We start from the raw sequence: 23,234 nt of genomic DNA, 5'->3' as shown, positions 1-23,234 counted from the left end.
GGACGGCCCGCCTCAGCGCTCGATGCGGACCGGCTTCGTCACGCTCACCTGGTCGACCTCCGACACCCGGATCGTCACCTTCATCTCCCACTCCCCGGGGATGGGCAGGTTGACGGCGGTGGCGCCCCAGTAGCCGCCCCTGTCGGTGACCTTGGCGTCGAGGGGGCCGACGTTCTGGTCGGGGAGGGTGAACGAGACGCGCAGTTCGGGAACGCTGACGAAGCCGCCGTCGGGGCCGTAGACGACCGCCTGGAGGTTGTTGTCGCCGACGCGGCCCGGGTCGAGGGTGACCTGCACCTTGCCCCGGACGTTGCTGACGCCCGGTGAGCCGAAGGCGAAGGGGACGTCGGTCACGGAGGCCACGGGCAGTCCGGCGTCCTGCCCTGGCGTCGCCGCCTCGGCCGCGGCCCGGCCCGGCAGGGTGCCGGTGAGCACGGTCGTCAGGACGAGCACGACGACCGCGACGGTGACCTCGACCAGCACGGACCGGCGCAGCGACCGGCGCGGGTCGACCGGCTCGCGGGCGGCCGTCGGGCGGGTGTCCGTACCGTCGTCGGCCTGCGGCGGGTGCACGTCGGAACCGGCATCGGCGTCGGCGTCGGCAGCGGTATCGGAACCGGCGTCGGTGCGGGCGCCGGGCCGGTGGGCGGTGCGGTCGGCGTCGGCCGCCTCGGCTGCCCTTCCTCCCACCGGCTGCGGCACGCGGGACTCCCGCTTCGCGACCGCCTCGGTCGAAGCACTCGTCCCGGTCGCCTCCGTCGCACGGGCCGACTCCGTGATCACGTTCCCCGGTGTCGTCGCCGCGCTCACCGCGCCGGCCGTCTTCGGCCCCGTCGACGTCCTCGCCGTTTTCGGCGCCGTCGTCTTCCTCGGCGTCGTCGCGTCGCGGACCGTGCGGCGCGACCACGCCCCCGCCATCAGCAGGAGCGTCACCGCGGCGAGCTTCGCGAGCAGGACCCGGCCGTACGTCGTGTCCGTCAGCGCGGACGCGGAGCCGAGGCCGCGCCAGGACTGGTAGACGCCGGTGACGACCAGGACGACGACCGAGAGGCCGGCCGTCCGGGAGAAGCGGGTGACCACGTACGAGGGGACGGACGCCCGGTGGAGCAGGGTGAGCAGGGCTGTCAGACCGCCCAGCCAGGCCGCCATCGCCAGCAGGTGCAGCACCGAGGACGTCATCGCCGCCGGGACCTGGATGCCGGCCGACGCGTGCTCCGCGGCGGCCCAGGTCAGGGTCAGGGCCACGGCCAGCGCGCCGCCCGTCACGAGCGACGCGCGCGAGGGCCGCTGCCCCTGCGGGAGCGTGCGCTGCCGCAGGAGCAGGGCCGCGACCGCCGCCAGCAGCACGAGCCGCGCCACCAGGGCCAGGCCGGGACGGGTGCCGAGGGTGCGGCTGAGGCCCGGGAGGTCCAGGGCCTGCGCGGGGCCGGCACCGGTCTCGTAAGGGGCGCGGAGCAGGAGCAGCCACACCGTCGATCCGGCGAGCGCCCACCAGCCGGCCACCAGCAGCCTGCGCAGGGGGCGGACGTCCGGCGGGCCGCAGACGGCGACGAAGACGCCGGTGCCGATGAGAAGGGCGGCGGCGACGTAGGCGACGTAGCGGCCGATGTTGAACAGACCGCTGGTGGCCGGGTCCTCCACCGAGGTGCTGGGCAGGGCCGGCGGGATGGCGGACGGCTTGCCCACGGAGAAGGTGAAGGCGCCGGCGATGGGGTGGCTGTCCGCGGACACCACGCGCCAGGCCACCGTGAACGTGCCGGTGCCGAGCTTGCGGGGCAGGGTGACGCGCGCGGTGTCGGCGCGGCCGTCGGCGTGCCCCGCGGCGCCCGTCTTCACCCGCTTGTTGTCGGGGTCGAAGACGCGGAACGAGTCGTCGAGCAGGCCCACCGACTCGGTGAAGGTGAGGGTGATCGAGCCGGGGGACGTCTTGACGACGCTTCCGTCCACCGGGTCGGCGCCGCGCAGGGCCGCGTGGGCCGAGGCCGGTCCGCCGCCGAGGCCGAGGAGGACCAGTACCGCGCCTAGCAGCATCAGCCCCTGCAACCGCCGCCTTCGGCCGACGCGCGGCCCGCCGTCGAACCGACCGCCGAACCGACCGTCGAACCATCCGCCGACCCACCCGCGACGGGACGGGCCTGAAGGATCACCGTCGAGTCCGCCGCCGAGCCGACTGCGGCGTGCGCCGTCGGGTCCGGGCCCGTCGCCGTGCCGGCCCTGGGGTCGCCCGCCATCGCGCCCTTCGCTCACGTCACCGCTCCGTCTTGCTCGAGAATCCGAGACCCGCGTACTCGCGGATACGTACGCGTGCACAGGCCATCCGGTTCACCTCGCGGCCGCCTCACGGGGCGGGCGTGGCCGTCACGCGGGGAAGGCTACCTCCCGGCGCAGAAACGCCAGCTGGGCCGTCTTCTCGGGCAGATACACGTCCGGCAGGTCGATCTCGGGCAGGGTGACGACCGGGCCCGCCTCGAAGCCCTGCCGCAGGAAGCGGGCGATCGCCTTCTCGTTGCGCACGTCGGGGTCCACCACGACCCGCGGCCGGTCGAGGACCAGCAGGACGTACGAGGCGAGCACGCCCATCAGCGCCGACGACCAGCCGCTGCGCGCGCCCCGCGCGTCCGCCGGCGCGAGCAGCAGATGGATGCCGAGGTCGCCGGGGGCCACGTCGTAGCAGTCGCCGACCCGGTCCGCGGTCGGCTCGTAGGTCTGGAGGAGGGCGACCGGGGCGCCGTCCAGTTCGACCAGGAAGGCCCGGTGGGTGTCGAGGCCGGCCATGTGCGCGTAGACGTCCGCGACCTGGTCCCGCGTCAGGCCGTTCATGCCCCAGAACGCGGCCCGCTCCTCGCGGACCCACCCGTGGAGGACGTCCGCGTCGGCGTCGGCGACGACGGGACGGATGGCGACGGCGCCGAACCCGCCGACCGTCTGCCGGTGCACGTACGGGGGCGCGGGGGCGGTCGCGGGCACGGGGGCGGTCGCGGTCGCGGTCGCAAGGGAGGTAGCGGAGGCTGCGTCGGTGGCCGTCGCGGGGGCTGTCCCAGTGGGCGTCCCAGTGGGTGTCCCGGTGGGTGTCCCAGTGGGTGTCCCGCGGGTCTCGCCGGGAGCATCTTCCGGAACGGAACGACCATTCACCGGCAGAGAACGGTCAAGGTCCGATACGGAACGTTCAGTCATGGTCGCTCTCCTTCTTCAGCAGCGCCCAGTCGGTGACGACGGGAGCCAGCGCGCCCTCGAGCCACAAGGGGAGCTGATCGTGGTGGTGGGGGTGTCCGGGGACGCCGGACGCGCCGTGCGGGACGACCCACAGGCTGTCCTCGCGGCGGGCCAGGTCCCACACGTAGCGGGCGGCGGGGCCGCGGGCGGCGAGGTCGGTCCCGCCGGGCACGGACGAGGTGGACAGCACGCAGTCGTGGTCGCCCGCGAGAGCCGGTCCCCGGTACGAGGGGTCCGGCAGCGCCCGCCAGGGGGCGAGGCGGTGGGTGTCGCCCCAGCGGGCGGCCGGTTGCCCGGCCGTCTCCTCGAGGGCCTCCCGCACCAGCCGCGACCGGTCGACCCCGTACAACTCCTCGGCGCGCAGCAGGTGTTCGAGGGCGAATCCGATCCGCGGGAGGAGCGCCAGCCAGGGGAGGAGGACGTCGGGGTAGGCGGGCGGGGCCGTCAGGGCGGCGAAGGCCGGGTGCGCGGCGAGCCGGCGGACGACGGCACCGCGCAGGGCCGCGTACGCGCCGGCGTCCTCGCTGTCGGCGTCCATCCGGCGGTCCCAGCGCAGCAGCCGCTCGCGCAGTGCGGCGGCCGGGCCGGTCAGGCCGTCGAGCGCGGACACGTGTTCCAGCAGGGGCTCGGCGGACGCGAGACGGGTGTCCGTGTGGACGGCCGCCATGTCGGAAGCGGACCACTTCCGCCGCCGCGCCAGCAGCGTCCGGATCCGGTCGGCGCGGTGCGGCGCGGCGAACTCGACGCCCAGCCCCGCCGCCGGGCCTCGCTGATTGGCCATCACCGCGACGCCGTCGGTCAGCCCCGCGCGGGGCGTCTCGTGCCAGCCGGTCCACTCGTGGCCGGGTTCCCAGGCGGGCACGACCCGGGTGCCGTTGGCAGCGGCGCGGCGCGGCACCCGGCCCGCGACCCGGTGCAGCAGACCGCCCTCGGTGTCGGCGGCCTGCACGACGTTGACGGGCTCGACCCACTGGTCGAAGGCCCGGTCCACGTCCGCGACCCGGCGGGCCCGCAGCAGCGGGAGCAGGGCCTGGAAGCCGAGGTCGGAGGTGACGCGGGGCGGATAGCGCAGGCTCACCGCGAGCGGGGCGCCGAAGACGTCGTCGTCGGGGCCCGCGCCGGCGACGTCGCCGGGAAGTCCGTCAGGCCGGCCGGGGGGATTGGGGGTTCCGGGGGTCCCGGGGGTCCCGGGGCCGCCAGCGGTACCAGGGGTTCCGGGGATGCCGGGAGTCCTGGGGGCGGCCGGGGTCCCGGGGGCGCCGTCGTCGTCCAGGCCTTCCGGTCCTCCGGCGATCACCGGGCCCCGTTCGGTCTCGAGCACCTCGACCTCGACGGGCTCCTCCCCCGCCACCCGGACGAGTTCGGTGTGCCGGGCCACCCGCCGCCAGCCGCCGTCCGGGCCGAGCGCCTCGACGCCCGCGCCGGTGCGCCGCAGGCGTTCGCGGTAGAGGTCCTGGTAGTCGGCCATGGCGTTGGTGATGGCCCAGGCGACCGTGCCGGTGTGCCCGAAGTGGGCGATGCCGGGGACGCCGGGGACGGCGAGCCCGACGACGTCGAACTCGTCGCAGGCCAGCCGGATCTGCTGGTACACGCCGGGCTCCTCGACGAACCGGTGCGGATCGCCGGCGATGACCGGCTGCCCGGTGACCGTGCGGTCGCCGCCGACCAGCCAGCCGTTGCTGCCGGAGGTGCCGGGCCCGTCCGTGGCGAACAGCCCGACCGCCTCGGGGCCGAGATGCCGGGCGGCCTCCTCGCGCCACAGCTTGGCGGGGAACCCGGCGAACAGGATGTGGGTGGCCAGCCAGACGGCCAGCGGAGTCCACGGTTCCCAGCGGCCGGGCGCGAGGCCCACGCGCGCGAACTCGGGGGCGACGCCGGCGTGGGACGTCTCCCGCAGGCCCTCGTTGACGCCGTCGACGTACGCGCGCGTCCAGTCGGCCGTCTCGGGGTCACGCCTGACCAGGTCGTCGAAGCAGCGTCGCGCCGTGTCGTCGAGGCGGGCCCGGCGCACGAGAAGGTCCCAGGAGAGAGCGTCGGGGCCGAGGAACGACGCCGAGGAGCCACGCGCGCGGTGCCGCTCCACCTCGAGCTGCCAGGCACGGTCCCGCGCCGTGACCAGCCCCTGGAGGCGGGCGAGCGACCGGGCGTCGGCGGCGCGCAGATGCGGGACGCCCCAGGCGTCGCGGTAGATCTCGGTGGTCACCCTGCGGCCCCACTTCCCATAAGGTTAGGCTTTCCTAAGTAACTGCGGAATCGTACGTGAAAGGTGAAGAAGGCATGGCACAGGGGCGGGGCTGGGAGGGCGCGGTCCTCAAGTTGATGCGGGCGAAGGACTTCACCCTCACCGTGACAGACGCGGAGGACGTCACCGGCGACTACCGCCGGCTGCACGTGTCGGACGGCGGACTGCTCGCCTCGACCGGCGTCCACCCGACGATGTGGGTGCGGCTCTGGTTCGACAACGCGGGCCGGCCGCACCAGCGGGCCTACACGCTGGTCGACCCCGACCCGGCGGCCGGCTCCTTCAGCCTGGAGTTCGCCCTGCACGACGGCGCCGCCAGCGACTGGGCCCGGGCGGCCGTGCCCGGCGACACCATCGAGGCGACCCTCCAGGGCACCGGCTTCGCGCCGCCCGCCCCGGCTCCCTCGCACGTCCTCGTCATCGGCGACCCGGCCTCGCTGCCGGCCATCAACTCACTGCTCGGCGAGGGCGAGGGCGCGCTCGGCTCCTTCCCGGCCACCGTCTGGTTCGAGGGCGAGGCAGACGGCCTGCCCTTCCGGACCGACCCCGCCCGCCACGAGATACGGCACGTGCCCCGGCGGGACTCCGGCGCGGAGCTGGTCGAGCGGGTCAGGGCCGAGCTGCCCGAACGGCTGGGGGCCACCCCCGATCCGTACGTCTGGATCGCCTGCGACACCCACACCACCAGGACGCTGTCGGCGTACCTGCGCAAGGAGCTGGGCGTCGCGAAGGAACGCGTGCACGCCCTGGGGTACTGGCGCGCGGACTGACCGCCCAGGCGGGATCATCGACCCATGGACGTCACCCTTCACCTCTCCCAGGATCCCGAGGCCGACGAGCTCCTCGGGCGGTCCCCGCTCGCCGCGCTGGTCGGGATGCTGCTGGACCAGCAGGTCCCGATGGAGTGGGCGTTCAAGGGACCCCGGACGATCGCCGACCGGCTCGGCGCCGACGACCTCGACGCGCAGGACATCGCCGTCCAGGACCCGGAGGCCTTCGCCGCGCTGCTCTCCGACAAACCGGCCGTCCACCGCTACCCCGGCTCCATGGCCAAGCGCATCCAGCAGCTCTGCCAGTACCTCGTCGATCACTACGACGGGGACGCGGCCGCCGTCTGGAAGGACGTCGGCACCGGCAGGGAACTGCTCGAGCGCCTCGAGGAACTGCCCGGGTTCGGCCGGCAGAAGGCGCAGATCTTCCTCGCGCTGCTGGGCAAACAGCTCGGCGTGCGGCCCACGGGCTGGCGGGAGGCGGCAGGCTCCTACGGCGAGCCGAAGTCCTTCCGGTCCGTCGCCGACATCACCGGCCCGGAGTCGCTGAGCAAGGTCCGGGCGCACAAACAGGAGATGAAGGCGGCGGCGAAGGCCGCCAAGGCCGAGAAAGCCGGTAAAGCCGGTAAAGCCGGTAAAGCCGGTAAAGCAGCCGGGAAGTAGCCGCGAGGTAGCCCGGACGGCGGCCTGAGGAACCGCTGGAAGGCAACCGGGGCGGCAACGTGGGGAACCGGCCTCGTAGCAATCCGATGAGCGGCCCGCGAAACCGGCTTCGAAACAAACCCCTTGGCAAGCCCGCGAAAGCGGCTTCGAAACACTCCCCTTGGCAAGCCCGCGAAAGCGGCTTCGAAACACTCCCCTTGGCAAGCCCGCGAAAGCGGCTTCGAAACACTCCCCACAGCAATTCCCGGAAGCCGGCTTCGAAGCAAGCCCGACCGCAAGCCCCGGAAGCAGCCCGGTAACCGGGAGGCACGGCCGGGCAAGCCGGGAAGCCGGGAAGCCGGTCGCGAAACAGGATCCCGCGCCTTCGTCCTCCGTGCATCCCTGCTCCGAACAGGTGATTCTGCCGCCCGGCATGCTGAACGCCGGGCGTGTCGCGGGGAGATGACCTCCCATGAGCACCGCACGCAGGCACCCGCGCAGCCACACCTGGCTGCGCGTGCTCGTCGTGCTCCTGGTCCTGCTCGCGCCGACCGCTCCCACCGGGTTCGCCGCGCCCCCGGCCGCCGCCTCGGAGACCGTCGAGCACGACGTCCTCGACCCCCCGCTGCGCCCGGCCTCCTGCCTCCACCGTTCCGCTGCCGCCCCCCTGCGGCCTGCCCTTCCCCCGCCGGGCGACCCGGCCGCCCGGCCGCTCCCCCCGCCGCGACGGGATCCGCGACTCCCGCACCGCCCGCACCCCTCGTCCCTGCTGCGCACGGTGATCCTGCGCTGCTGACCGGTGCCGTCCCCCGGAACCGTCGGCAAGCAACCTGCACCCTGCGAGGAATCACCATGCCCACAGACCCGTACGCCGTCCTGCGCGCCCTGCTCCGCGCGGAGGCCGCCCGCACCGACCGCACCGCGCCCAAGCCCCCCGCCCAGCAGCCGACCCGCCCGCAGAGGCCTTCGGGCCACCGGGAGCGGTAGCAGCGCATCGGCCCCGGTCTCGGCCCCGTCAGGAATCAGCGCCTTCTGCAGGACGTACCGAAGGGGGAGCGGGTGATCTCCCGGCCGAGCCGGGTGCCGACCGAGCGGGCCAGCCACTTGAGGTTTCCGCTGCTCACCACCTGTTCCACGACGGACGGGTCGCGCTCGGCCGGGGAAGGAGCCGGATGGGTGGCCGAGACGGGGGCACTCCTCGATGCCGCCGTCGCCGTCGCCGTCCTGGTCTGCGTCGGCGCCGGCGCCGGCGCCGGCGGGGCCGACGGGGTACGCCCGTCCGGCTACCGGCTGCCGGGCAGCGGCTGCCGGGCAGCGGCTGCGGCTACCGCTGCGGACAGCTTCCCGAACGCCGACTCTCTGTCCACAGCCTGTGCATACCGTCAGGGGTGAAGGCCCTCAGGGCGTGCTGAAAGCGGTTGCCGAGCTGGGCAAGGGCGTCGCCGGGCTCGCCCTTGGGGGCTGCGTGACGAAGAACACGCCGACCCCTTTCGAGCGGAGCAGCTGGACCGTCTGCGTGACGGTGTCGAGGAACGCCTTCGAGGCGTCGGCGGAGAAGGGGGAAGAACGCGGAAGAGGTCGGCCGGCAGCCACCTCAGAAAGGTAGAGAAGAGCTGCGGCTTGTCATGGACGGCGGCCGGCTCCAGCACCGACACGGTCCCCCTGCCGTCCGGCCCCATGCGCAGGAACTCGGCGGTGTCGAACTCCGGCTCGCCGAAGAAGCTCGCCATGCCCTGCGCCTCGAAGGCGGTGAGCTACCGCAGGATCACCCCGGCGGCGGCTGTCGCTGTGGACAGGCCGCCGAGGGCGTGCAAACTCGGCGGGGAAACCCGATGCCGCCCATTTCTGGCCGACTTCCGTGGCCTGCCCGCACACCCGGTCGTCCCCCTGCCCCGGCGCCGAGATTCCCGACAGATCGCCCTTGACGTCGGCCAGGAACACCGTCACCCCTGCGCCGAGAGCTGCTCGGCGATCAGCTGGAGCGCCTGGCCTTCCCGGTGCCGGCGGCGCCCGCGACCAGACCGTGCCTGTTCAGCATGGGGAGGGGGATGCGGACGGGGGACTCGGGCAGACACGTCCCGTCCCACAACAGGGCGCCCAGGTCGAGGGCGGGTCCGCTGAAGGCGTACCCGGCGGCGATGTCAGCCTGCGCGAGTCGGCTCGCTCATCGGCAGCCCATCGTTCCCTTTTACCCCCGTTCATCATGTCTTTTCCAGCGTCGCACTCCGTCTCCATGGCTGCGCCCGGAACGTCGGGACCGGTAGGCTTTCCGTGTGATCTTCAAGCGCATCGGAAACGGCCGGCCGTACCCCGACCACGGCCGGGAAAGCACCCGGCAGTGGGCGGACGTTGCGCCGCGCCCGGTCCGCCTCGATCAGCTGGTGACCACCAAGCAGCAGCTCGACCTGGAAACCCTGCTCGCGGAGGACTCCACCTTCTACGGCGACCTGTTCGCGCACGTCGTGAAGTGGCAGGGCGACCTGTACCTGGAGGACGGCCTGCACCGCGCGGTGCGGGCGGCGCTCCAGCAGCGACAGGTGCTGCACGCCCGCGTCCTCGAGCTGGACTGAGCCCGGCCGGGCCGTCGCCCGGACCTCCGCAGGTTTTTGCCAGGCCTCCGTCGGACCTCGGCGGGACATTCGTCGGTTTCTCGGGTCGCCGCCGGGTTTCGTCGCGCCTCCGGCAGGGCCTCGACCCGGCCTGCCGCGCCCTCCGGATTGACCCTTTCGGGTTCATTCCCGCGCCCCGCGCGGTGTCGGATGATCGTTTATTAGTCACGGCCGCCCGGGCGCACTACGCTGCGCCCATGAGCATGCTGACTCCCCCCGGCATGGGCGGCAAGTACCGGATCACGGGGGACAAATACCCCCGCATGCGTCCCCATCGTCGACGCGGCCGGCTTGCCGTCGTGGTCGTCGCCTGCGGCGCCGTGCTCGGCGTGGCCGGCTGGGGCACCCTGCAGCTCATCGACGTCTTCACGGGCGGCGGAGGCACCGCCACGGCGGCGGACGGCTGCCCGAAGAACACGACGAAGGCGGGCCCCGCGGCCTCCGCGTCGGCGTCCGCCGCCAAGGGCACCGACGCCGGTGCGGGCAATCCGGCCGGAGCAGGTGCGGGTGCGGTGCCCAAGCCCGCGCAGATCACGGTGAACGTCTTCAACGCCACCACCCGCAGCGGCCTCGCGAAGACGACCGCTGACGAGCTGAAGCGACGCGGCTTCAAGATCGGCGAGGTGGGCAACGCCGCCAAGCAGTACGACAAGAAGGTCGCCGGGACCGGGATGCTGCTGGGTCCCGCGTCCTCGCTCAACACCTCGCTGCCGGTCCTCGCGACGCAGCTCGTCACCGCCGAGCGCCGCACCGACGCCGCGCGCGCGGGCACGGCGGTCGACCTGATCATCGGCAACGGCTTCAAGGCCCTCACCAGCCAGGCGGAGGCGACCAAGGCCCTGACGGCGCTGAGCGCCCCGCACCCGACGGCAGGCGCCACCACGAAGAAGAAGGGCTGCTGACGGCCCCATCGCCGACCGTCGGCAGGTCCCGGCCGCCCGGTTGCGGCGTCAGCATCCTCCGCAGACATCCCCGACGTGAGATCCGACGTGAGAATCCTCGACGTCAGGATCTCGACGTCAGGATCTCGACGTCAGGATCTCGATGTGACGGTCTCCTGTGGTCGGGACGACGGCGCTACTCCGCCGCCCCGTACAGCCGGTCCCCCGCGTCGCCCAGGCCCGGGACGATGTATCCGTGCTCGTTGAGGTGGTCGTCGACGGCCGCCGTGACCACGGTGACCGGAGAGCCCGCGAGCTCGCGCTCCATGATCGCCACGCCCTCCGGGGCGGCCAGCAGCACCACGGCCGTGACGTCGTCGGCGCCGCGCCGGATCAGCTCGCGGATCGCCGCGACCAGCGTGCCGCCGGTGGCCAGCATCGGGTCGAGGACGTACACCTGGCGGCCGGAGAGGTCCTCCGGCATGCGCGTGGCGTACGTGGACGCCTCCAGCGTCTCCTCGTTGCGGATCATGCCGAGGAAGCCCACCTCGGCCGTCGGCAGCAGCCGGACCATGCCGTCCAGCATGCCGAGGCCGGCGCGCAGGATCGGGACGACCAGCGGGCGCGGGTAGGAGAGCTTGACGCCGGTGGTCGAGGCGACCGGCGTCGTGATGTCGACCTGTTCGGTGCGCACGTCCCGCGTGGCCTCGTAGGCGAGCAGGGTGACCAGCTCGTCGGCCAGCCGGCGGAAGGTCGCGGAGTCCGTGCGCTGGTCGCGCAGCGTGGTGAGTTTGTGGGCGACCAGAGGGTGGTCGACGACGTGGAGACGCATGTCGACAACAGTAACCGGGCCCGTCCTGCCCGGCGTCCCCACACTCGGTGAACCTTTCCCCCGAACTTTCCCCGGCGTGGGCCGTTCGCTGGCGTCGCGCCGCCCATCGGAGGGAAAGTGGGAGGCGGATATGGAGACGGACCGGGGTACCCGGGGTGGTGTGCTGATGCCTGACCTGCCCGACCCGACCGACGGCGACCCGCCGACGAGGCCGCCCGAGACCGACGCGGAACGCCGCCGGCGCCGCGCCAGATTCCTGCGCGAGCTGGCCGAGGCCCGTGAACTGCGTGACCGGGTCCAGCCGCGACGCGCCAAGACCGCCCGCCTGCGCCACGCGATGCGTATGCGCACGTTCCGCTGGTAGTCCCGGCGGGCGGCGGCGTACCGGACTTGGGGCATACGGGGAAGATCACCACCGTCACGGGTGTCGCGCGGAGTGTCCCGTGGGGCGGGCGTGCGTGGCCTCTCGGGAAAGCCGCGTACGATCCGCTCGTGGCGGCAACGAGTGCGCTGGTGAGTCCCGCACGGACGTGACCGCGGACGTGCGATCAAAACCACCGGACACAGGGAGCCGAAGACGTCCCCTGAACGCCTTGTTTCTGCCACGATTCCGAGTGGGCGGGGCTCGGAGCCCGAGCTCTCCGCCCAGACAACCTCCGCCGGGGGGACCCCCAACCGGCACGCCTAGGACCAGTGGGAGAGTCACGGTGTACTTCGCCGCACTGCTCGCGCGCACCGAAGACGGGTGGGAAGCGAGCGACACGGAGCTCGACGATGTGGAGACCCTGTCGGATCTGGCCGACCTGGCCCGGGAGGCGTCTCCGGACGAGGACACGGTGCTCGTGCTGATCGAGCAGGAGGACTCCTGGTTCGGGGTCGTCCGCATCGACGGTGAGGAGGATCCCCGCATCTACGTCTCCGACGCCGCCGCCGCCGCCCGCAGCTCGTACGGCGAGATCCTGCTCACCGACGAACTGCTCGGGAGGGATCCGGACGACGACGACCTGGACGCCCTTGATCTCGACGGCACCGAGGACGGTGAGGACGACGACGAGGACGAGGGTTCCGACGGCGCCACGAGCGGCGGTTCCGCCGAGGCCGTGCCGCACGGCCCGGTCGGCGACGCCGGCATCCTCGACGATCTCGGCGTCAGCGAGAAGGAACTGAAGGGGCTGTCCGACGACGCGCTCACCGAGATCGCCGACGCCCTGGGCGCTTCGGCGGTCCTGGAGACGGTCCGCTGACGGCACCGGAGGCGCCGGCCGACCCCGTACGCGCCCCCTGGCGGGCCGCGATGCGGCTCGCCCTGGACGAGGCCCGGCTGGCCGCCCGGGGCGGAGACGTCCCGGTCGGCGCCGTGGTGCTGGCTCCTGACGGTGCCACGGTCCTCGCCCGAGGCCACAACGAACGCGAGGCCGTCGGAGATCCGACGGCCCACGCGGAGGTGCTGGCCGTCCGGCGGGCGGCCGAGGCGACCGGCGAGTGGCGGCTGTCCGGCTGCACGCTCGTCGTGACCCTCGAACCGTGCACGATGTGCGCGGGCGCCCTCGTGCAGTCGCGGGTGGACCGGGTCGTCTACGGCGCCCGCGACGACAAGGCGGGCGCGGCCGGCTCCCTGTGGGACGTCGTCCGCGACCGACGGCTCAATCACCGGCCCGAGGTGATCGAGGGCGTGCTCGCGGAGGAGTGCGCGGAACTCCTCACCGACTTCTTCCGCGAGCGCTGATCCACTCGCCGCAGAACCGATTTCAAAGCGGGCCCCACCTTGCTGTAAGGTCTCCCTCGGTAGCGTGTCCGAGCGGCCGAAGGAGCTCGCCTCGAAAGCGAGTGTGGCGCAAGTCACCGAGGGTTCAAATCCCTCCGCTACCGCAGATAGAAGGGGCGTCCGGTTCATCGAACCGGACGCCCCTTCTGCTTCTGTCTCGGTTCCCGTCTCAGTTCCCGTCTCGGTTCCGTCGCCACCCTGACAGTTCGCGAGCAGGCGGCGGTTCAGTCGCCGGTCGGCCGGGTGAAATGCTTCCAAGCGACGATCTTGGGCTTGGCCACGTAACCGTTCATGTCCTCCACCGAGAGGATCAACGCGAGTGGCTTGGACGTATCGAATCGCCGGGTGATCTTCCTGGCGTACTCCGGAGAGAAGACGGCAGCGGCGGCCAGAGTGGCGAGGCCGCCACATCCCGCCATCATGATCAGCCTGCTGGACGGCTGTTCGCATACGTCTTCCATGCGTGGTTCATGTCGGGCCCGTCGACGACGAACAGGTTGTCCTCTGCGTGACACGATGCGCTCCCCCCGCCGCGACCTGCGCCCCAAAGCGAACGGCAATCCAGCTCAGTGCCTGTCGGCAAGCATGACCGACAGGCACTGAGCCGAGAAGACCGCAAGGAGCGGGCAGAGGCCGGCCGCGGGCGCCCTGCTCATGGACCGCAGGATTACGGGGCATCCCCGCCGACGGGTCCACGAGCCGTGAGGGCAGTCCACGGCTCGGCGTCCCGGCGTGGGACTTCGTGTCGGCCGTCCCCGGGTCCGTCCGCTGACGCTGCGGGCCGTACCCGGAACGACGTTCCTCGCGCGGCATCTGCTCCTGAGCCGTACGGCCGGCTGGTCGCTCCGGCGAAGACGACGAGCCGGAACAAGCCCTGGCGGTACGACTCCGCCGCAGAAAGCGTTCACGAACGCGCCGCACGCGATCAAAAGCGGTGTGTAAATCGCACTTACGGATACACTCGCCGCCGTCAGCGGGGCCCGAGCGGCCACATACAGGGGAGGCCAGGTGGCGGTGAACGCCAAGAAGATCGCCGTCTACGTGCTCGTGGTGTTCGTGCTGTACGTGATCATCACGGACCCGGCGAAGGCGGCGGACTACGTCCAGATAGGCTTCGAGGGCATATCGGACGCGGCCCAGGCCATCGGCGACTTCTTCACCTGGCTCGCCGACGGGGCGCGGTAGCCGAGACCGTCGTACGCACCGGGAGTTCCCATGATCCGCCACCTGGTCCTGTTCAAGCTCAACGAGGGCGTCGAGCGCGACGACCCCCGGGTGGTGCAGGGCGAGGCGGCCTTCCGGGGCCTGGGCGGGCAGATCGACGAGCTGCGCTTCTGGGAGCTGGGCTGGAACATCAGCGAGCGGCCGATCGCCTACGACTTCGCCATCAACTCGGCGGTCGAGGACGCGGACGCCCTCAAGCGGTACCTCGAGCACCCGGCCCACCAGGCGGGCGTCGCGCTGTGGCGGGAGTTCGCCACGTGGGTGGTCGCCGACTACGAGGTCTGAGCCGCCCACCGTCCACGAGGTCTGAGCCACCCACCGTCCACGAGGTCCGAGCCGCCCACCGTCCACGAGGTCCGAGCGGCCCACCGTGGCCGCCTGCGGAGGCCGGGCGCCCGACGACGACATCGTCGACATGGAGCCCTCCGCCGTGCCGGCGGGGGGCTTTTGCGTGCCCCCGTTCAGGGCCGGCACCTCCTCACCCCTCAACACGGCGTTATGGGGTGCTTGCACACAGTGCACATGTCTTGTGATGCTATGACCGCTTTTGACGGATGAGTTGACCGATGTTGACCTGACGAAGAGGTGGCGTTGACCTTGTCGGCCAGTACTGCGCCGCCTCAGACAGAGGCACCCCCGACACCCGTCACGGCGTCGGCCCCGGCCCCCGTTCCGGGCCCGGGCCCGGTCACGGCCTCGACCCCGGCGCCCGCTCCGTCGCCCGCCCTGGAGGCCGTGGAGACCTCGCCGCCAGGGGAGTCCACGGAGCCCGCTCCGGCCCCGGAGCGACGCCGCGGCGCCGACACCCGGGCGCTCACCCAGGTGCTCTTCGGCAAGCTCAAGGACCTCCAGCCGGGCACGCCGGAGCACAACCGCGTGCGCGGGGCGCTCATCGAGGCGAACCTCCCGCTCGTGCGCTACGCGGCCGCCCGCTTCCGCTCCCGCAACGAGCCGATGGAGGACGTGGTCCAGGTCGGCACCATCGGCCTGATCAACGCCATCGACCGCTTCGACCCCGAACGGGGCGTTCAGTTCCCGACGTTCGCGATGCCCACGGTCATCGGCGAGATCAAGCGGTACTTCCGGGACAACGTCCGCACGGTGCACGTACCGCGCCGGCTCCACGAGCTGTGGGTGCAGGTCAACAGCGCGACCGAGGACCTGACGACCGCGTTCGGCCGCACCCCGACGACGGCGGAGATCGCCGAGCGGCTGCGCATCGGCGAGGACGAGGTGCTCTCCTGCATCGAGGCCGGCCGCTCGTACCACGCCACGTCACTCGAGGCCGCCCAGGAGGGCGACGGCCTGCCCGGCCTGCTGGACCGCCTCGGCTACGAGGACCCGGCGCTGGACGGCGTGGAGCACCGCGATCTCGTCCGCCACCTCCTGGTCCAGCTCCCGGAGCGCGAGCAGCGCATCCTTCTGCTGCGCTACTACAGCAATCTGACGCAGTCCCAGATCAGCGCGGAACTCGGCGTCTCCCAGATGCACGTCTCGCGCCTGCTGGCGCGCAGCTTCCAGCGACTGCGCTCCGCCAACCGCATCGAGGCCTGACCCCGATCCCCGACTCCGGGTATCCGATGCATGACTCCGGGTACCCGATCGCCGACTCCGGATCCCGGATCGCCGACTCCGGTCCCCGACCGCCGACTCCGGTCCCCGACCGCCGACTGCGGATCGCGGATCCCTGGTCCCGGATTGCCGGTCCCGGGCACCCTGCCTCACGCCCTGCCCCCGGGCTTCCCCCGGGCTTCCCCTTCGGGGTCGCCCGACACGTAGCTCGATGGGGTATCGCAAGCACGACCGACACGTCACCACTGGGAGCGAATCGCCCACCTCGATCCTTCCTGGTGGATCCCCTCTGAAAAACCGTCACACCCCCTTTTTCCAGGGCTGATTCGTCACTCACATGTCGACATGTCACTACAGCGTGTTGCCGACATGTGACATTCTGCCGGAAGAGCGTTTGCCGGGGCTTCGGCTCCGGTATTCAGGTGAAGGCTGACGTTCCTCAAGCGGGGGCGTTGCGCCGCGACCGTCCCGCGACCCAAAGGGGGTGGCATGTCCGCAGAACAGGGCAGCTCGAAGGTGCTCACGCTCACGCTCACGCCGAGCGAGTCCGCGCCCGTCGCGCCTGTCGAGCCCGACGTGCTCGACGACGTCACAGCCCCCGAGGCCCCGCAGGCCCCGGCTCTCACGGCCACGGGGGCCATCGACACCCGCACCCTGTCCCGCTCCCTGTTCCTGCGACTGGCCACGCTCGCCGAGGACAGCCCCGAGCGCGTGTACGTCCGGGACACCCTCATCGAGCTCAACCTCCCGCTCGTGCGCTACGCGGCGGCCCGCTTCCGCTCGCGCAACGAGCCGATGGAGGACATCGTCCAGGTCGGCACCATCGGCCTGATCAAGGCGATCGACCGCTTCGACTGCGAACGCGGCGTGGAGTTCCCGACGTTCGCGATGCCGACGGTCGTGGGCGAGATCAAGCGCTTCTTCCGTGACACGTCATGGTCGGTGCGCGTCCCGCGTCGTCTGCAGGAGCTGCGGCTGGCGCTCACCAAGGCCAGCGACGAGCTCTCGCAGAAGCTGGACCGCTCCCCGACGGTCGCCGAACTCGCCGCGGTGCTGGGCGTCTCCGAGGAGGACGTCGTCGACGGCCTCGCCGTAGGCAACGCCTACACGGCCTCCTCGCTGGACTCCCCCGCCCCGGAGGACGACGGCGGCGAGGGCTCCCTCGCGGACCGCCTCGGCTACGAGGACACCGCGCTCGAGGGCGTGGAGTACCGCGAGTCGCTGAAGCCGCTGCTGGCCAAGCTCCCGCCGCGCGAGCGCCGCATCATCATGCTGCGTTTCTTCGCCAACATGACCCAGTCCCAGATCGGCGAAGAGGTCGGCATCTCCCAGATGCACGTCTCGCGTCTCCTCACCCGGACGCTGGCCCAGCTGCGCGAAGGCCTCATCTCCGACTAGGGCACGAACAGGTCGTCGCACGCCGCCGCACGCACGGGGGTTCCTCCCTGACGGTGCGTCAGACACACTGGCGCGATGCGTAGTCCGACGCGGGCACATGGCCGCCGGGGCGCCCTCTGGGGCGCGTCGGCGGCCGCCGTCGTCGTCGCGGTGGGAGCGGCAGGCCTGCTCGCCGGATGCGGCGGAGACGGCAGTGGGGGCGGCTACGTCGCCCTCGGCTCTGCGGGCGATTCCGCCCGTCCGGGCACGGGCGGATCCGGGTCCGAGGGACCGACGGGCGGGATTCGGCTCGTTCCGCTGGACGGCGAGAGCGGATCTCCCACCGGAGCCCCGGGCCCAGGCTCTCGTCCGGGTACGAAGGCCCGGCCTCCCGGCAGCGGTACGAGTGCGGGTGCGGGTGCCGATGGCGGTACCGATACCGACGCCGATGCCGGGGGAGAGCGAGCGGCCGGCGCGTCGAACGTTTCGGGGCCGGTCGAACCGGGCGACTCCGCGCCGCTGCCGCCCCGGGCCTCGGACGCCGCGGGCGGCCCCGGTGGCGGAACGCCCTCGGTCCCGTCCTCACCCGGCCCCACGACCCCTTCCGGGCCCTCGTCCCCCGGTCCGGCCGCCCTCACCGTCAGCGAGCCGGTCCGCGCGGGCACGGAGCAGCGGTGGTGCGAGGACGTGACCCTCGTCTTCCACAACTCCGGTGGCACAGCGGTCGCTTCCGGCACCGTCGCGTTCGGCGCCCATGTCGTCGACTCACTCGGCATCGACTGGGCCACGCGCGAGTCGACGGTCCCGCTGCCGACTCCGATCCGCGCGGGTGCACGGAAGGAGAAGACCTGGACGGTGTGCGTCGACGCGTGGCGCGTACCGCTGGGCATGCACATCGAGACCCGGGACGTCTCGGTGCGGTGGCGCTGACCAAGCTCCCGTGCGGGACTCCGACGCGGCGGCGGTGACGAAGCTCCGGTGAACAACCTCCGGTGACCCAGTCCGGTGCGGGACGTCCCCGTCGCGGCGGGCTGACGGAGTTCCGGTGCGGGGTGCACGTGCGGCGGGCTGACGGGGTTCCGGTGCGGGCCGGTGGTGCGGAGCGCGGGTACGACGCCGGCCGCAGCCCGGTGCGGGACGCCGACGGCGGTGCGAGGTGAATTCCCGCGTGTCGGCGGAGTTCCGGCGCGAGCGCGCCGACGGGCGGCTCGACAACGAGACGGCATGCGGGGACGCCAAGACGGCACACGTGTGCCCAAGTGCGGCGCACGTGGCCCGAGTCCGGCGCACGCGGGCCCGGGTCCGGCGCTCGGGGCGCTGACACGGCATCGGAGAGCGAGCCGCGCGGAGACTGCCGGCGCGGGGCCGTTCGCCAGTCGGTCAGCCCCGTCGGGCGAGCCGGGGTCGGCCGGGGGCCGTGCACCCGTCGCGCGGGTGCACGGGACGCCCGGTTACTTCATCGCGAGCCAGGCGACCGCGGCGACGATCACCAGCGCGGCGACGACGCCCACGATCAGGCCGATGCGGGAGCCGCCCTGCGCGGGAGCCGGCGCGGCGGCCCGGGGTGCGCCCTCGTCGACGAACGCGCGGAACATCTGGGTGCTGCCGGCGGGGTCGTGGTTGCCCTGGGGGCCCTGGGTGTTAGCCATGGGCCGAGACACTAGCGAAAACGGGTGGGCGGGCCCAAGTGGGGGTGGTGCGGAGCACCTTGCCGGGGCGCGGCCGGCCCGGTGTGACCGGTGGGTTCATGCCGGCCTCCTTCTCGCTCCGACCTGGTCGTTTACCGCCGCAATACTTGCCTTTGCCAACTTTTTGCGCCGACAGCGAGCTCATTTATTTGCCTGTAGCAACCAATAGCTCCTATGGTTGCCTCAAGCAACGAATCCGGGAGGTGTGATGGCCGAGCAGGCGCAGTTCGAGGAGCTGGCGCATCAGCTCAGTGCCGTCGGGGCCGTGAAGCGTGACCTCGGGCGGATCCTGCCGCAGGACTGCTCGGCCGGCTCGGCCGCGGTGCTGACGCTGCTGGCCCGCCACGGGGACATGCGCATGAGCAACCTGTCCGAACTGCTCGCCGTCGACATGTCCGTGACCAGCCGGCACGCCGCGCATCTGGCCGAGCGGGGCTGGATCCTGCGCTCGCCCGACCCGGCGGACAAACGCTCTCGCATCCTGCACCTCACCCCCGAGGGCCACGCGATCCTCTCCGACCTGTACCGCCGCAGCACGGACCTGCTGGCCGAGCGGCTGGGCGACTGGACCGACGCCGAGGTCGGCCAGCTCGTGGGACTGCTGACCCGGCTGCGCGCCAGCTTCGGCGACTGCCGGACCGTCGCCCACCGGCCGCCTTCCCTGCCCGGCTCTTCACTGGCCGGCCCTTCCCCGGCCGACCCGCCGCCGCCCGACCCGCCGCCGCCCACTGCGCACCGGCCGCCCGGACCCCCGAATCCCGTTCGCGAAGGCGAACGGATGCAGACCACCCGTACACCCGCACAAGCGACGTAGGAGAAGGAAGCTCATGGCAACGACCACACCAGCCGGTGTGCGGGCCCACGCGAAGCACGGCGGAGGGTCCCACGGCTCCGCCGCGGACGCCCCGATGACCCACCGGCAAATCATGGAAGCGCTCTCCGGGCTGTTGCTCGGGATGTTCGTGGCGATCCTGTCGTCCACGATCGTCTCGAACGCCCTCCCCGAGATCATCGGCGACCTGGGCGGCGGACAGTCCGCCTACACCTGGGTCGTGACCGCCACCCTGCTGTCGATGACGGCGACGACCCCGCTGTGGGGCAAGCTCGCCGACCTGTACAGCAAGAAGGCCCTCGTCCAGATCGCGCTCGTCGTCTACGTGCTGGGTTCGGCGGCCGCAGGGCTCTCGCAGAACCCGGGCATGCTGATCGCCTGCCGTGTCGTGCAGGGCATCGGCGTGGGCGGTCTCTCCGCCCTGGCGCAGATCGTCATGGCGGCGATGATCTCCCCGCGTGAGCGCGGCCGTTACTCCGGTTACCTCGGGGCCACCTTCGCCGTGGCGACCGTCGGCGGACCACTGCTCGGCGGCGTCATCACCGACACCTCCTGGCTGGGCTGGCGCTGGTGCTTCTACGTCGGCGTCCCGTTCGCCGTCATCGCGCTGATCGTGCTGCAGAAGACTCTGCACCTGCCGGTCGTGAAGCGGGACGTGAAGGTCGACTGGGCCGGCGCGTTCTTCATCTCGGCCGCGGTCTCGCTGCTGCTGGTCTGGGTCACCTTCGCCGGTGACAAGTACGACTGGCTGTCGTGGCAGACGTACACGATGATCGCGGGCTCGGTCGTGCTCGCGCTGCTGTTCGTGCTCGTCGAGACCAGGGCCGCCGAACCGATCATCCCGCTGCGCCTGTTCCGCAACCGCACCATCACGCTGTCGTCGATCGCCTCGATGTTCGTGGGCGTGGCGATGTTCTCCGGAACCGTTTTCTTCGCGCAGTACTTCCAGCTGGCCCGGGACGAGTCCCCGACGATGTCGGGCATCATGACGATCCCGATGATCGGCGGCCTGTTCGTCTCCTCCACCGTCTCCGGTCAGCTCATCACCCGCACCGGCAAGTGGAAGGCCTGGCTGGTCAGCGGCGGTGTGCTCATCACCGCGGGCCTCGGTCTGCTGAGCACGATCCGCTACGACACGGACTACTGGAAGACCGCGGTCTTCATGGCGCTGCTGGGTCTCGGCATCGGCATGATGATGCAGAACCTGGTGCTCTCGACGCAGAACCAGGTGGACCCGTCCGACCTCGGCTCGGCCAGCTCCACGGTCACGTTCTTCCGTTCGCTCGGCGGTGCGATCGGCGTCTCGGCGCTCGGCGCCGTCATGGCGAACCGCATCACCGACTACGCCAAGGACGGCATCGCCGGCCTCGACCCGAAGTACGCCGCTCTCGCGTCCGGTTCCGACTCCTCGAACCAGATCCCGGACATGGACAAGCTGCCCGCGCCGCTGCGCACGGTCATGGAGAGCGCCTACGGCCACGGCATCGCGGACGTCTTCCTGATCGCCTCGGTGCTGGCGCTGCTCGCCTTCCTGATCACCCTGTTCATCAAGGAGGTCCCGCTGCGGACCAAGGGCGCGCTGGCGCAGGCGGCGGAGGGCGACACCCCGGCCGCCACGGAGACCGCGGCGTCCGAGAAGACCGCGGCCACCGCGGAGACCCCGGCGAACGCGGAGACCCCGGCCGCGGGGACGGCTGCGGCTCCGGCCGCGGGGACGGCTGCGGTGGCGGTCGCAGGCGAGTCCCGGGAGGCCCGCTCGGGCGGCATCCCCGTGCACGGCTTCGTCCGTGGCGCGGAGAACGCGCCCGTCGCACAGGCCGCCGTCACCCTGATCTCACTGACCGGCCGGCAGCTCGGCCGGGCGGTCGCGCAGGCCGACGGGTCCTACGCGGTGGACGCCCCGGGCACGGGTTCGTACGTGCTGATCGCCTCGGCAGACGGCTTCCAGCCCCAGGCCTGCACGATCGTGGTGAACGGCGCGGAGCCGGTGGCGTACGACGTCCTGCTCAGCGGGACCAGCGGGCTCACCGGTGCGGTGCGGGCAGCCGAGTCCGGCGAGGGCGTCAAGGACGCGATGGTGATCGTCACCGACGTGCGCGGCGATCTGCTGGCCACCGGAACCACCGGTGAGCAGGGCGAGTTCTCGTTCGCGGAGCTGGTGCCGGGCGCGGTGACCGTGGCGGTGAACGCCGTCGGTTTCCGACCGCGCGCCCTGCCCGTCGAGATCGGCGTCACGGGCGTGACCCGCGCGGAGGTCGTCCTCGACGCGGGAGCCCTGCTCCAGGGCGTCGTCCGGGCCCCGCACGGGCCGCTTGCCGACGCGCGCGTGACGCTCGTGGACGCGGCGGGCAACGTGGTCAGCACCGCCACCACGGGCCCCGACGGGGCGTACGCCTTCGCCGACCTCGACGGCGGCGAGTACACGGTCATCGCGACCGGCTACCCGCCGGTGGCCACCGCGCTGACCGTCGCGGGACCCGGCGTCGACGGCCACGACATCGAGCTCGCCCACCCCGGCGAGTAGTCGCAGGCCGGATGCCGTAAGCCGGACGCCGTAAGCCGGAGACCGGCCTGTTGTCGCAGAAATCGCTCCGGCCCGGTGCGGGGAAAGCCCCCCGCACCGGGCCGGTTCCAGTCGAGGAGTACGTGAGATGGGACTGACCGCGAAGATCCGCACGCGGGACGGGTGGGCCGTGTCGCACGCGATCGTCACGGTGACCGACATGACGGGCGGTCAGGTGCTGCGCGCCGAGGCCGACGCGGAAGGGGCCGTCCGGGACGCGACCGAACTCGCCCCCGGCGCCTACACGGTGATCGTCACCGCCGTCGGGTACGCGCCCACGGCCTCCAGCGCGATCGTCACGGCGAGCGGAAGGGCGGAGGTCGGGACCGTGACCCTGGCCCGGCAGGGCGGATCGGAGCTGCCCCCGCCGGGCCCCTGGACCGTCGACCCGGCGCACTCCGCCGTCGGCGCGGTCGCCCAGCACCTGGGCATCTCCAGCGTGCACGGCAGGTTCACGGAGTTTTCGGCGGCCGTCGAGGTCGCCCCGGACGACGTCACGAAGTCCCGGGTGGAGGCGGTGATCCGGGCGGCCTCCATCGACACCGGCAACGCCGTGCGCGACGCCCATCTGCGCTCCGCGGACTTCCTCGACGTCGAGCGGTACCCGGAGATCGTCTACCGCTCCGCCGGACTGACCCCGGCCGGCCCCGACCGCTGGACGGTCCACGGAGAGCTGACCATGCGCGGCGTCGTCCGCCCCGTGGAGCTGGACCTGGCCTACCTCGGCACGGGATCCGACCCCTGGGGCGGCACCCGGGCCGCGTTCCGGGCGACCGCGCAGCTGCGGCGCGAGGACTTCGCCATGAACTACAACCAGGTCGTCCAGGCCGGCATCGCGGCCATCGGGACGACGCTGAAGGTCGAGCTGGACGTCCAGGCGGTGCAGGGGGACGCGCTGCCGCAGCTCGAGGCATAGACAGCACCGGGACGGTCCGCGACGGCGACGGCGACGGCGATGCAGGAGTCCGGCAAAGCCGCAGTCCGGCGACGCAGCAGTCCGGCAACGCCGCAGTTCGGCGACGCC

General features: G+C 72.3%; 24 protein-coding genes, 1 tRNA gene and 1 pseudogene. 19 read left to right on the top strand and 7 right to left on the bottom strand.

Annotated elements, in window-relative coordinates; translation table 11 throughout:
- Window positions 1-12: 12 nt before the first annotated feature.
- The 3 genes from ACH4ZA_RS10525 to ACH4ZA_RS10515 all read right to left on the bottom strand — a co-directional run bounded on the left by ACH4ZA_RS10525 (window position 13) and on the right by ACH4ZA_RS10515 (window position 5,416).
- Window positions 13-2,031, bottom strand: coding sequence for a copper resistance CopC/CopD family protein (locus ACH4ZA_RS10525; protein WP_398428841.1), 2,019 nt, complete (start codon window positions 2,029-2,031; stop codon window positions 13-15).
- Window positions 2,032-2,358: 327 nt separating this feature from the next.
- Entirely contained in the window at window positions 2,359-2,967 is a 609-nt protein-coding gene (locus tag ACH4ZA_RS10520) for a GNAT family N-acetyltransferase (RefSeq protein WP_398428839.1), read from the bottom strand.
- Window positions 2,968-3,166: 199 nt separating this feature from the next.
- Window positions 3,167-5,416 (bottom strand): penicillin acylase family protein, encoded by a 2,250-nt coding sequence (locus ACH4ZA_RS10515; protein WP_398428837.1) that lies wholly within the window; start codon window positions 5,414-5,416, stop codon window positions 3,167-3,169.
- A gap of 74 nt (window positions 5,417-5,490) precedes the next feature.
- On the opposite strand from ACH4ZA_RS10515, the gene ACH4ZA_RS10510 reads away from it, so the two are divergent.
- From ACH4ZA_RS10510 to ACH4ZA_RS10490, 5 genes are all read left to right on the top strand, one after another.
- Entirely contained in the window at window positions 5,491-6,225 is a 735-nt protein-coding gene (locus ACH4ZA_RS10510) for a siderophore-interacting protein (RefSeq protein ID WP_398428836.1), read from the top strand.
- Window positions 6,226-6,249: 24 nt separating this feature from the next.
- On the top strand, window positions 6,250-6,888 hold the full coding sequence (locus tag ACH4ZA_RS10505) for an HhH-GPD-type base excision DNA repair protein (RefSeq protein ID WP_398428835.1): 639 nt from the start codon (window positions 6,250-6,252) through the stop codon (window positions 6,886-6,888).
- Between the two features lie 451 nt (window positions 6,889-7,339).
- Window positions 7,340-7,663: a hypothetical protein gene (locus tag ACH4ZA_RS10500; protein ID WP_398428834.1), complete on the top strand. Its 324-nt coding sequence runs from the start codon at window positions 7,340-7,342 to the stop codon at window positions 7,661-7,663.
- Window positions 7,664-7,719: 56 nt separating this feature from the next.
- Window positions 7,720-7,854 carry a hypothetical protein gene (locus ACH4ZA_RS10495; RefSeq protein ID WP_319279605.1) on the top strand — a complete coding sequence of 45 codons (135 nt, stop codon included), beginning with the start codon at window positions 7,720-7,722 and terminating at the stop codon, window positions 7,852-7,854.
- Window positions 7,855-8,043: 189 nt separating this feature from the next.
- Window positions 8,044-8,259, top strand: a complete 216-nt coding sequence (locus ACH4ZA_RS10490) for a hypothetical protein (protein WP_398428897.1) — start codon at window positions 8,044-8,046, stop codon at window positions 8,257-8,259.
- Here the strand turns inward: ACH4ZA_RS10490 and ACH4ZA_RS10485 are convergent.
- Window positions 8,234-9,007 (bottom strand): annotated as a pseudogene (locus ACH4ZA_RS10485) (helicase HerA-like domain-containing protein); the annotation flags it as partial. The gene ACH4ZA_RS10490 and the pseudogene ACH4ZA_RS10485 sit on opposite strands and share 26 nt — an antisense overlap.
- Before the next feature lie 133 nt (window positions 9,008-9,140).
- Here ACH4ZA_RS10485 and ACH4ZA_RS10480 point away from each other — a divergent pair.
- Complete coding sequence (locus ACH4ZA_RS10480) at window positions 9,141-9,437, top strand: type II toxin-antitoxin system VapB family antitoxin (RefSeq protein WP_004943146.1); 297 nt, start codon at window positions 9,141-9,143, stop codon at window positions 9,435-9,437.
- A 260-nt stretch (window positions 9,438-9,697) separates the two neighbouring features.
- Window positions 9,698-10,378, top strand: coding sequence for a LytR C-terminal domain-containing protein (locus tag ACH4ZA_RS10475; RefSeq protein WP_319279649.1), 681 nt, complete (start codon window positions 9,698-9,700; stop codon window positions 10,376-10,378).
- Window positions 10,379-10,553: 175 nt separating this feature from the next.
- On the opposite strand, the gene upp is transcribed toward ACH4ZA_RS10475, so the two are convergent.
- Window positions 10,554-11,189, bottom strand: coding sequence for a uracil phosphoribosyltransferase (upp, locus tag ACH4ZA_RS10470; RefSeq protein ID WP_319279606.1), 636 nt, complete (start codon window positions 11,187-11,189; stop codon window positions 10,554-10,556).
- 166 nt (window positions 11,190-11,355) lie between these two features.
- Here upp and ACH4ZA_RS10465 point away from each other — a divergent pair, with 166 nt between their 5' ends.
- The 4 genes from ACH4ZA_RS10465 (at window position 11,356) to ACH4ZA_RS10450 (ending at window position 13,058) form a co-directional block, all read left to right on the top strand.
- Window positions 11,356-11,553, top strand: a complete 198-nt coding sequence (locus tag ACH4ZA_RS10465; RefSeq protein WP_319279607.1) for a hypothetical protein — start codon at window positions 11,356-11,358, stop codon at window positions 11,551-11,553.
- A 343-nt stretch (window positions 11,554-11,896) separates the two neighbouring features.
- Entirely contained in the window at window positions 11,897-12,433 is a 537-nt protein-coding gene (locus ACH4ZA_RS10460; protein ID WP_319279608.1) for a hypothetical protein, read from the top strand.
- A 50-nt stretch (window positions 12,434-12,483) separates the two neighbouring features.
- Window positions 12,484-12,915: a tRNA adenosine(34) deaminase TadA gene (tadA, locus tag ACH4ZA_RS10455; protein ID WP_319279610.1), complete on the top strand. Its 432-nt coding sequence runs from the start codon at window positions 12,484-12,486 to the stop codon at window positions 12,913-12,915.
- A gap of 58 nt (window positions 12,916-12,973) precedes the next feature.
- Window positions 12,974-13,058, top strand: a tRNA-Ser gene (locus tag ACH4ZA_RS10450).
- A gap of 120 nt (window positions 13,059-13,178) precedes the next feature.
- Here the strand turns inward: ACH4ZA_RS10450 and ACH4ZA_RS10445 are convergent.
- A complete protein-coding gene (locus ACH4ZA_RS10445) occupies window positions 13,179-13,415 on the bottom strand; it encodes a hypothetical protein (RefSeq protein ID WP_319279611.1) in 237 nt (78 codons plus the stop codon).
- Between the two features lie 547 nt (window positions 13,416-13,962).
- Between ACH4ZA_RS10445 and ACH4ZA_RS10440 the strand changes: the two genes are divergently transcribed.
- The 5 genes from ACH4ZA_RS10440 to ACH4ZA_RS10420 all read left to right on the top strand — a co-directional run bounded on the left by ACH4ZA_RS10440 (window position 13,963) and on the right by ACH4ZA_RS10420 (window position 18,057).
- Complete coding sequence (locus ACH4ZA_RS10440; RefSeq protein WP_173985603.1) at window positions 13,963-14,139, top strand: hypothetical protein; 177 nt, start codon at window positions 13,963-13,965, stop codon at window positions 14,137-14,139.
- A gap of 30 nt (window positions 14,140-14,169) precedes the next feature.
- Window positions 14,170-14,463, top strand: coding sequence for a Dabb family protein (locus ACH4ZA_RS10435; RefSeq protein ID WP_319279612.1), 294 nt, complete (start codon window positions 14,170-14,172; stop codon window positions 14,461-14,463).
- 312 nt (window positions 14,464-14,775) lie between these two features.
- Window positions 14,776-15,732 carry an RNA polymerase sigma factor SigF gene (locus tag ACH4ZA_RS10430; protein ID WP_398428831.1) on the top strand — a complete coding sequence of 319 codons (957 nt, stop codon included), beginning with the start codon at window positions 14,776-14,778 and terminating at the stop codon, window positions 15,730-15,732.
- A gap of 507 nt (window positions 15,733-16,239) precedes the next feature.
- The gene (locus ACH4ZA_RS10425) at window positions 16,240-17,148 is read left to right on the top strand and encodes an RNA polymerase sigma factor SigF (RefSeq protein ID WP_319279613.1); all 909 of its coding nucleotides are present in this window, start codon (window positions 16,240-16,242) and stop codon (window positions 17,146-17,148) included.
- Window positions 17,149-17,814: 666 nt separating this feature from the next.
- On the top strand, window positions 17,815-18,057 hold the full coding sequence (locus ACH4ZA_RS10420; protein WP_319279614.1) for a hypothetical protein: 243 nt from the start codon (window positions 17,815-17,817) through the stop codon (window positions 18,055-18,057).
- A 521-nt stretch (window positions 18,058-18,578) separates the two neighbouring features.
- Here the strand turns inward: ACH4ZA_RS10420 and ACH4ZA_RS10415 are convergent.
- Window positions 18,579-18,776: a hypothetical protein gene (locus ACH4ZA_RS10415; RefSeq protein ID WP_319279615.1), complete on the bottom strand. Its 198-nt coding sequence runs from the start codon at window positions 18,774-18,776 to the stop codon at window positions 18,579-18,581.
- A 247-nt stretch (window positions 18,777-19,023) separates the two neighbouring features.
- Between ACH4ZA_RS10415 and ACH4ZA_RS10410 the strand changes: the two genes are divergently transcribed.
- The 3 genes from ACH4ZA_RS10410 (at window position 19,024) to ACH4ZA_RS10400 (ending at window position 23,126) form a co-directional block, all read left to right on the top strand.
- Entirely contained in the window at window positions 19,024-19,629 is a 606-nt protein-coding gene (locus ACH4ZA_RS10410) for a MarR family winged helix-turn-helix transcriptional regulator (RefSeq protein WP_398428830.1), read from the top strand.
- 13 nt (window positions 19,630-19,642) lie between these two features.
- Complete coding sequence (locus tag ACH4ZA_RS10405; protein WP_398428829.1) at window positions 19,643-22,171, top strand: MFS transporter; 2,529 nt, start codon at window positions 19,643-19,645, stop codon at window positions 22,169-22,171.
- 127 nt (window positions 22,172-22,298) lie between these two features.
- Window positions 22,299-23,126 carry a YceI family protein gene (locus ACH4ZA_RS10400; protein ID WP_398428828.1) on the top strand — a complete coding sequence of 276 codons (828 nt, stop codon included), beginning with the start codon at window positions 22,299-22,301 and terminating at the stop codon, window positions 23,124-23,126.
- Window positions 23,127-23,234 lie beyond the last annotated feature (108 nt).

Source organism: Streptomyces sp. NPDC020597 (assembly GCF_044335095.1).
GTDB lineage: Bacteria > Actinomycetota > Actinomycetes > Streptomycetales > Streptomycetaceae > Streptomyces.
This window is presented reverse-complemented; position numbering and strand designations above follow the sequence as displayed.

What these genes read in the sequence shown, in the direction of transcription:
- upp (WP_319279606.1), bottom strand. Translation starts at nt 11,189, where the DNA reads ATGCGTCTCCACGTCGTCGACCACCCTCTGGTCGCCCACAAACTCACC.
- tadA (WP_319279610.1), top strand. Translation starts at nt 12,484, where the DNA reads ATGCGGCTCGCCCTGGACGAGGCCCGGCTGGCCGCCCGGGGCGGAGAC.
- ACH4ZA_RS10410 (WP_398428830.1), top strand. Translation starts at nt 19,024, where the DNA reads ATGGCCGAGCAGGCGCAGTTCGAGGAGCTGGCGCATCAGCTCAGTGCC.
- ACH4ZA_RS10405 (WP_398428829.1), top strand. Translation starts at nt 19,643, where the DNA reads ATGGCAACGACCACACCAGCCGGTGTGCGGGCCCACGCGAAGCACGGC.
- ACH4ZA_RS10475 (WP_319279649.1), top strand. Translation starts at nt 9,698, where the DNA reads ATGGGCGGCAAGTACCGGATCACGGGGGACAAATACCCCCGCATGCGT.
- ACH4ZA_RS10445 (WP_319279611.1), bottom strand. Translation starts at nt 13,415, where the DNA reads ATGGAAGACGTATGCGAACAGCCGTCCAGCAGGCTGATCATGATGGCG.
- ACH4ZA_RS10495 (WP_319279605.1), top strand. Translation starts at nt 7,720, where the DNA reads ATGCCCACAGACCCGTACGCCGTCCTGCGCGCCCTGCTCCGCGCGGAG.
- ACH4ZA_RS10505 (WP_398428835.1), top strand. Translation starts at nt 6,250, where the DNA reads ATGGACGTCACCCTTCACCTCTCCCAGGATCCCGAGGCCGACGAGCTC.
- ACH4ZA_RS10500 (WP_398428834.1), top strand. Translation starts at nt 7,340, where the DNA reads ATGAGCACCGCACGCAGGCACCCGCGCAGCCACACCTGGCTGCGCGTG.
- ACH4ZA_RS10425 (WP_319279613.1), top strand. Translation starts at nt 16,240, where the DNA reads ATGTCCGCAGAACAGGGCAGCTCGAAGGTGCTCACGCTCACGCTCACG.
- ACH4ZA_RS10415 (WP_319279615.1), bottom strand. Translation starts at nt 18,776, where the DNA reads ATGGCTAACACCCAGGGCCCCCAGGGCAACCACGACCCCGCCGGCAGC.
- ACH4ZA_RS10510 (WP_398428836.1), top strand. Translation starts at nt 5,491, where the DNA reads ATGGCACAGGGGCGGGGCTGGGAGGGCGCGGTCCTCAAGTTGATGCGG.
- ACH4ZA_RS10435 (WP_319279612.1), top strand. Translation starts at nt 14,170, where the DNA reads ATGATCCGCCACCTGGTCCTGTTCAAGCTCAACGAGGGCGTCGAGCGC.
- ACH4ZA_RS10465 (WP_319279607.1), top strand. Translation starts at nt 11,356, where the DNA reads ATGCCTGACCTGCCCGACCCGACCGACGGCGACCCGCCGACGAGGCCG.
- ACH4ZA_RS10525 (WP_398428841.1), bottom strand. Translation starts at nt 2,031, where the DNA reads ATGCTGCTAGGCGCGGTACTGGTCCTCCTCGGCCTCGGCGGCGGACCG.
- ACH4ZA_RS10400 (WP_398428828.1), top strand. Translation starts at nt 22,299, where the DNA reads ATGGGACTGACCGCGAAGATCCGCACGCGGGACGGGTGGGCCGTGTCG.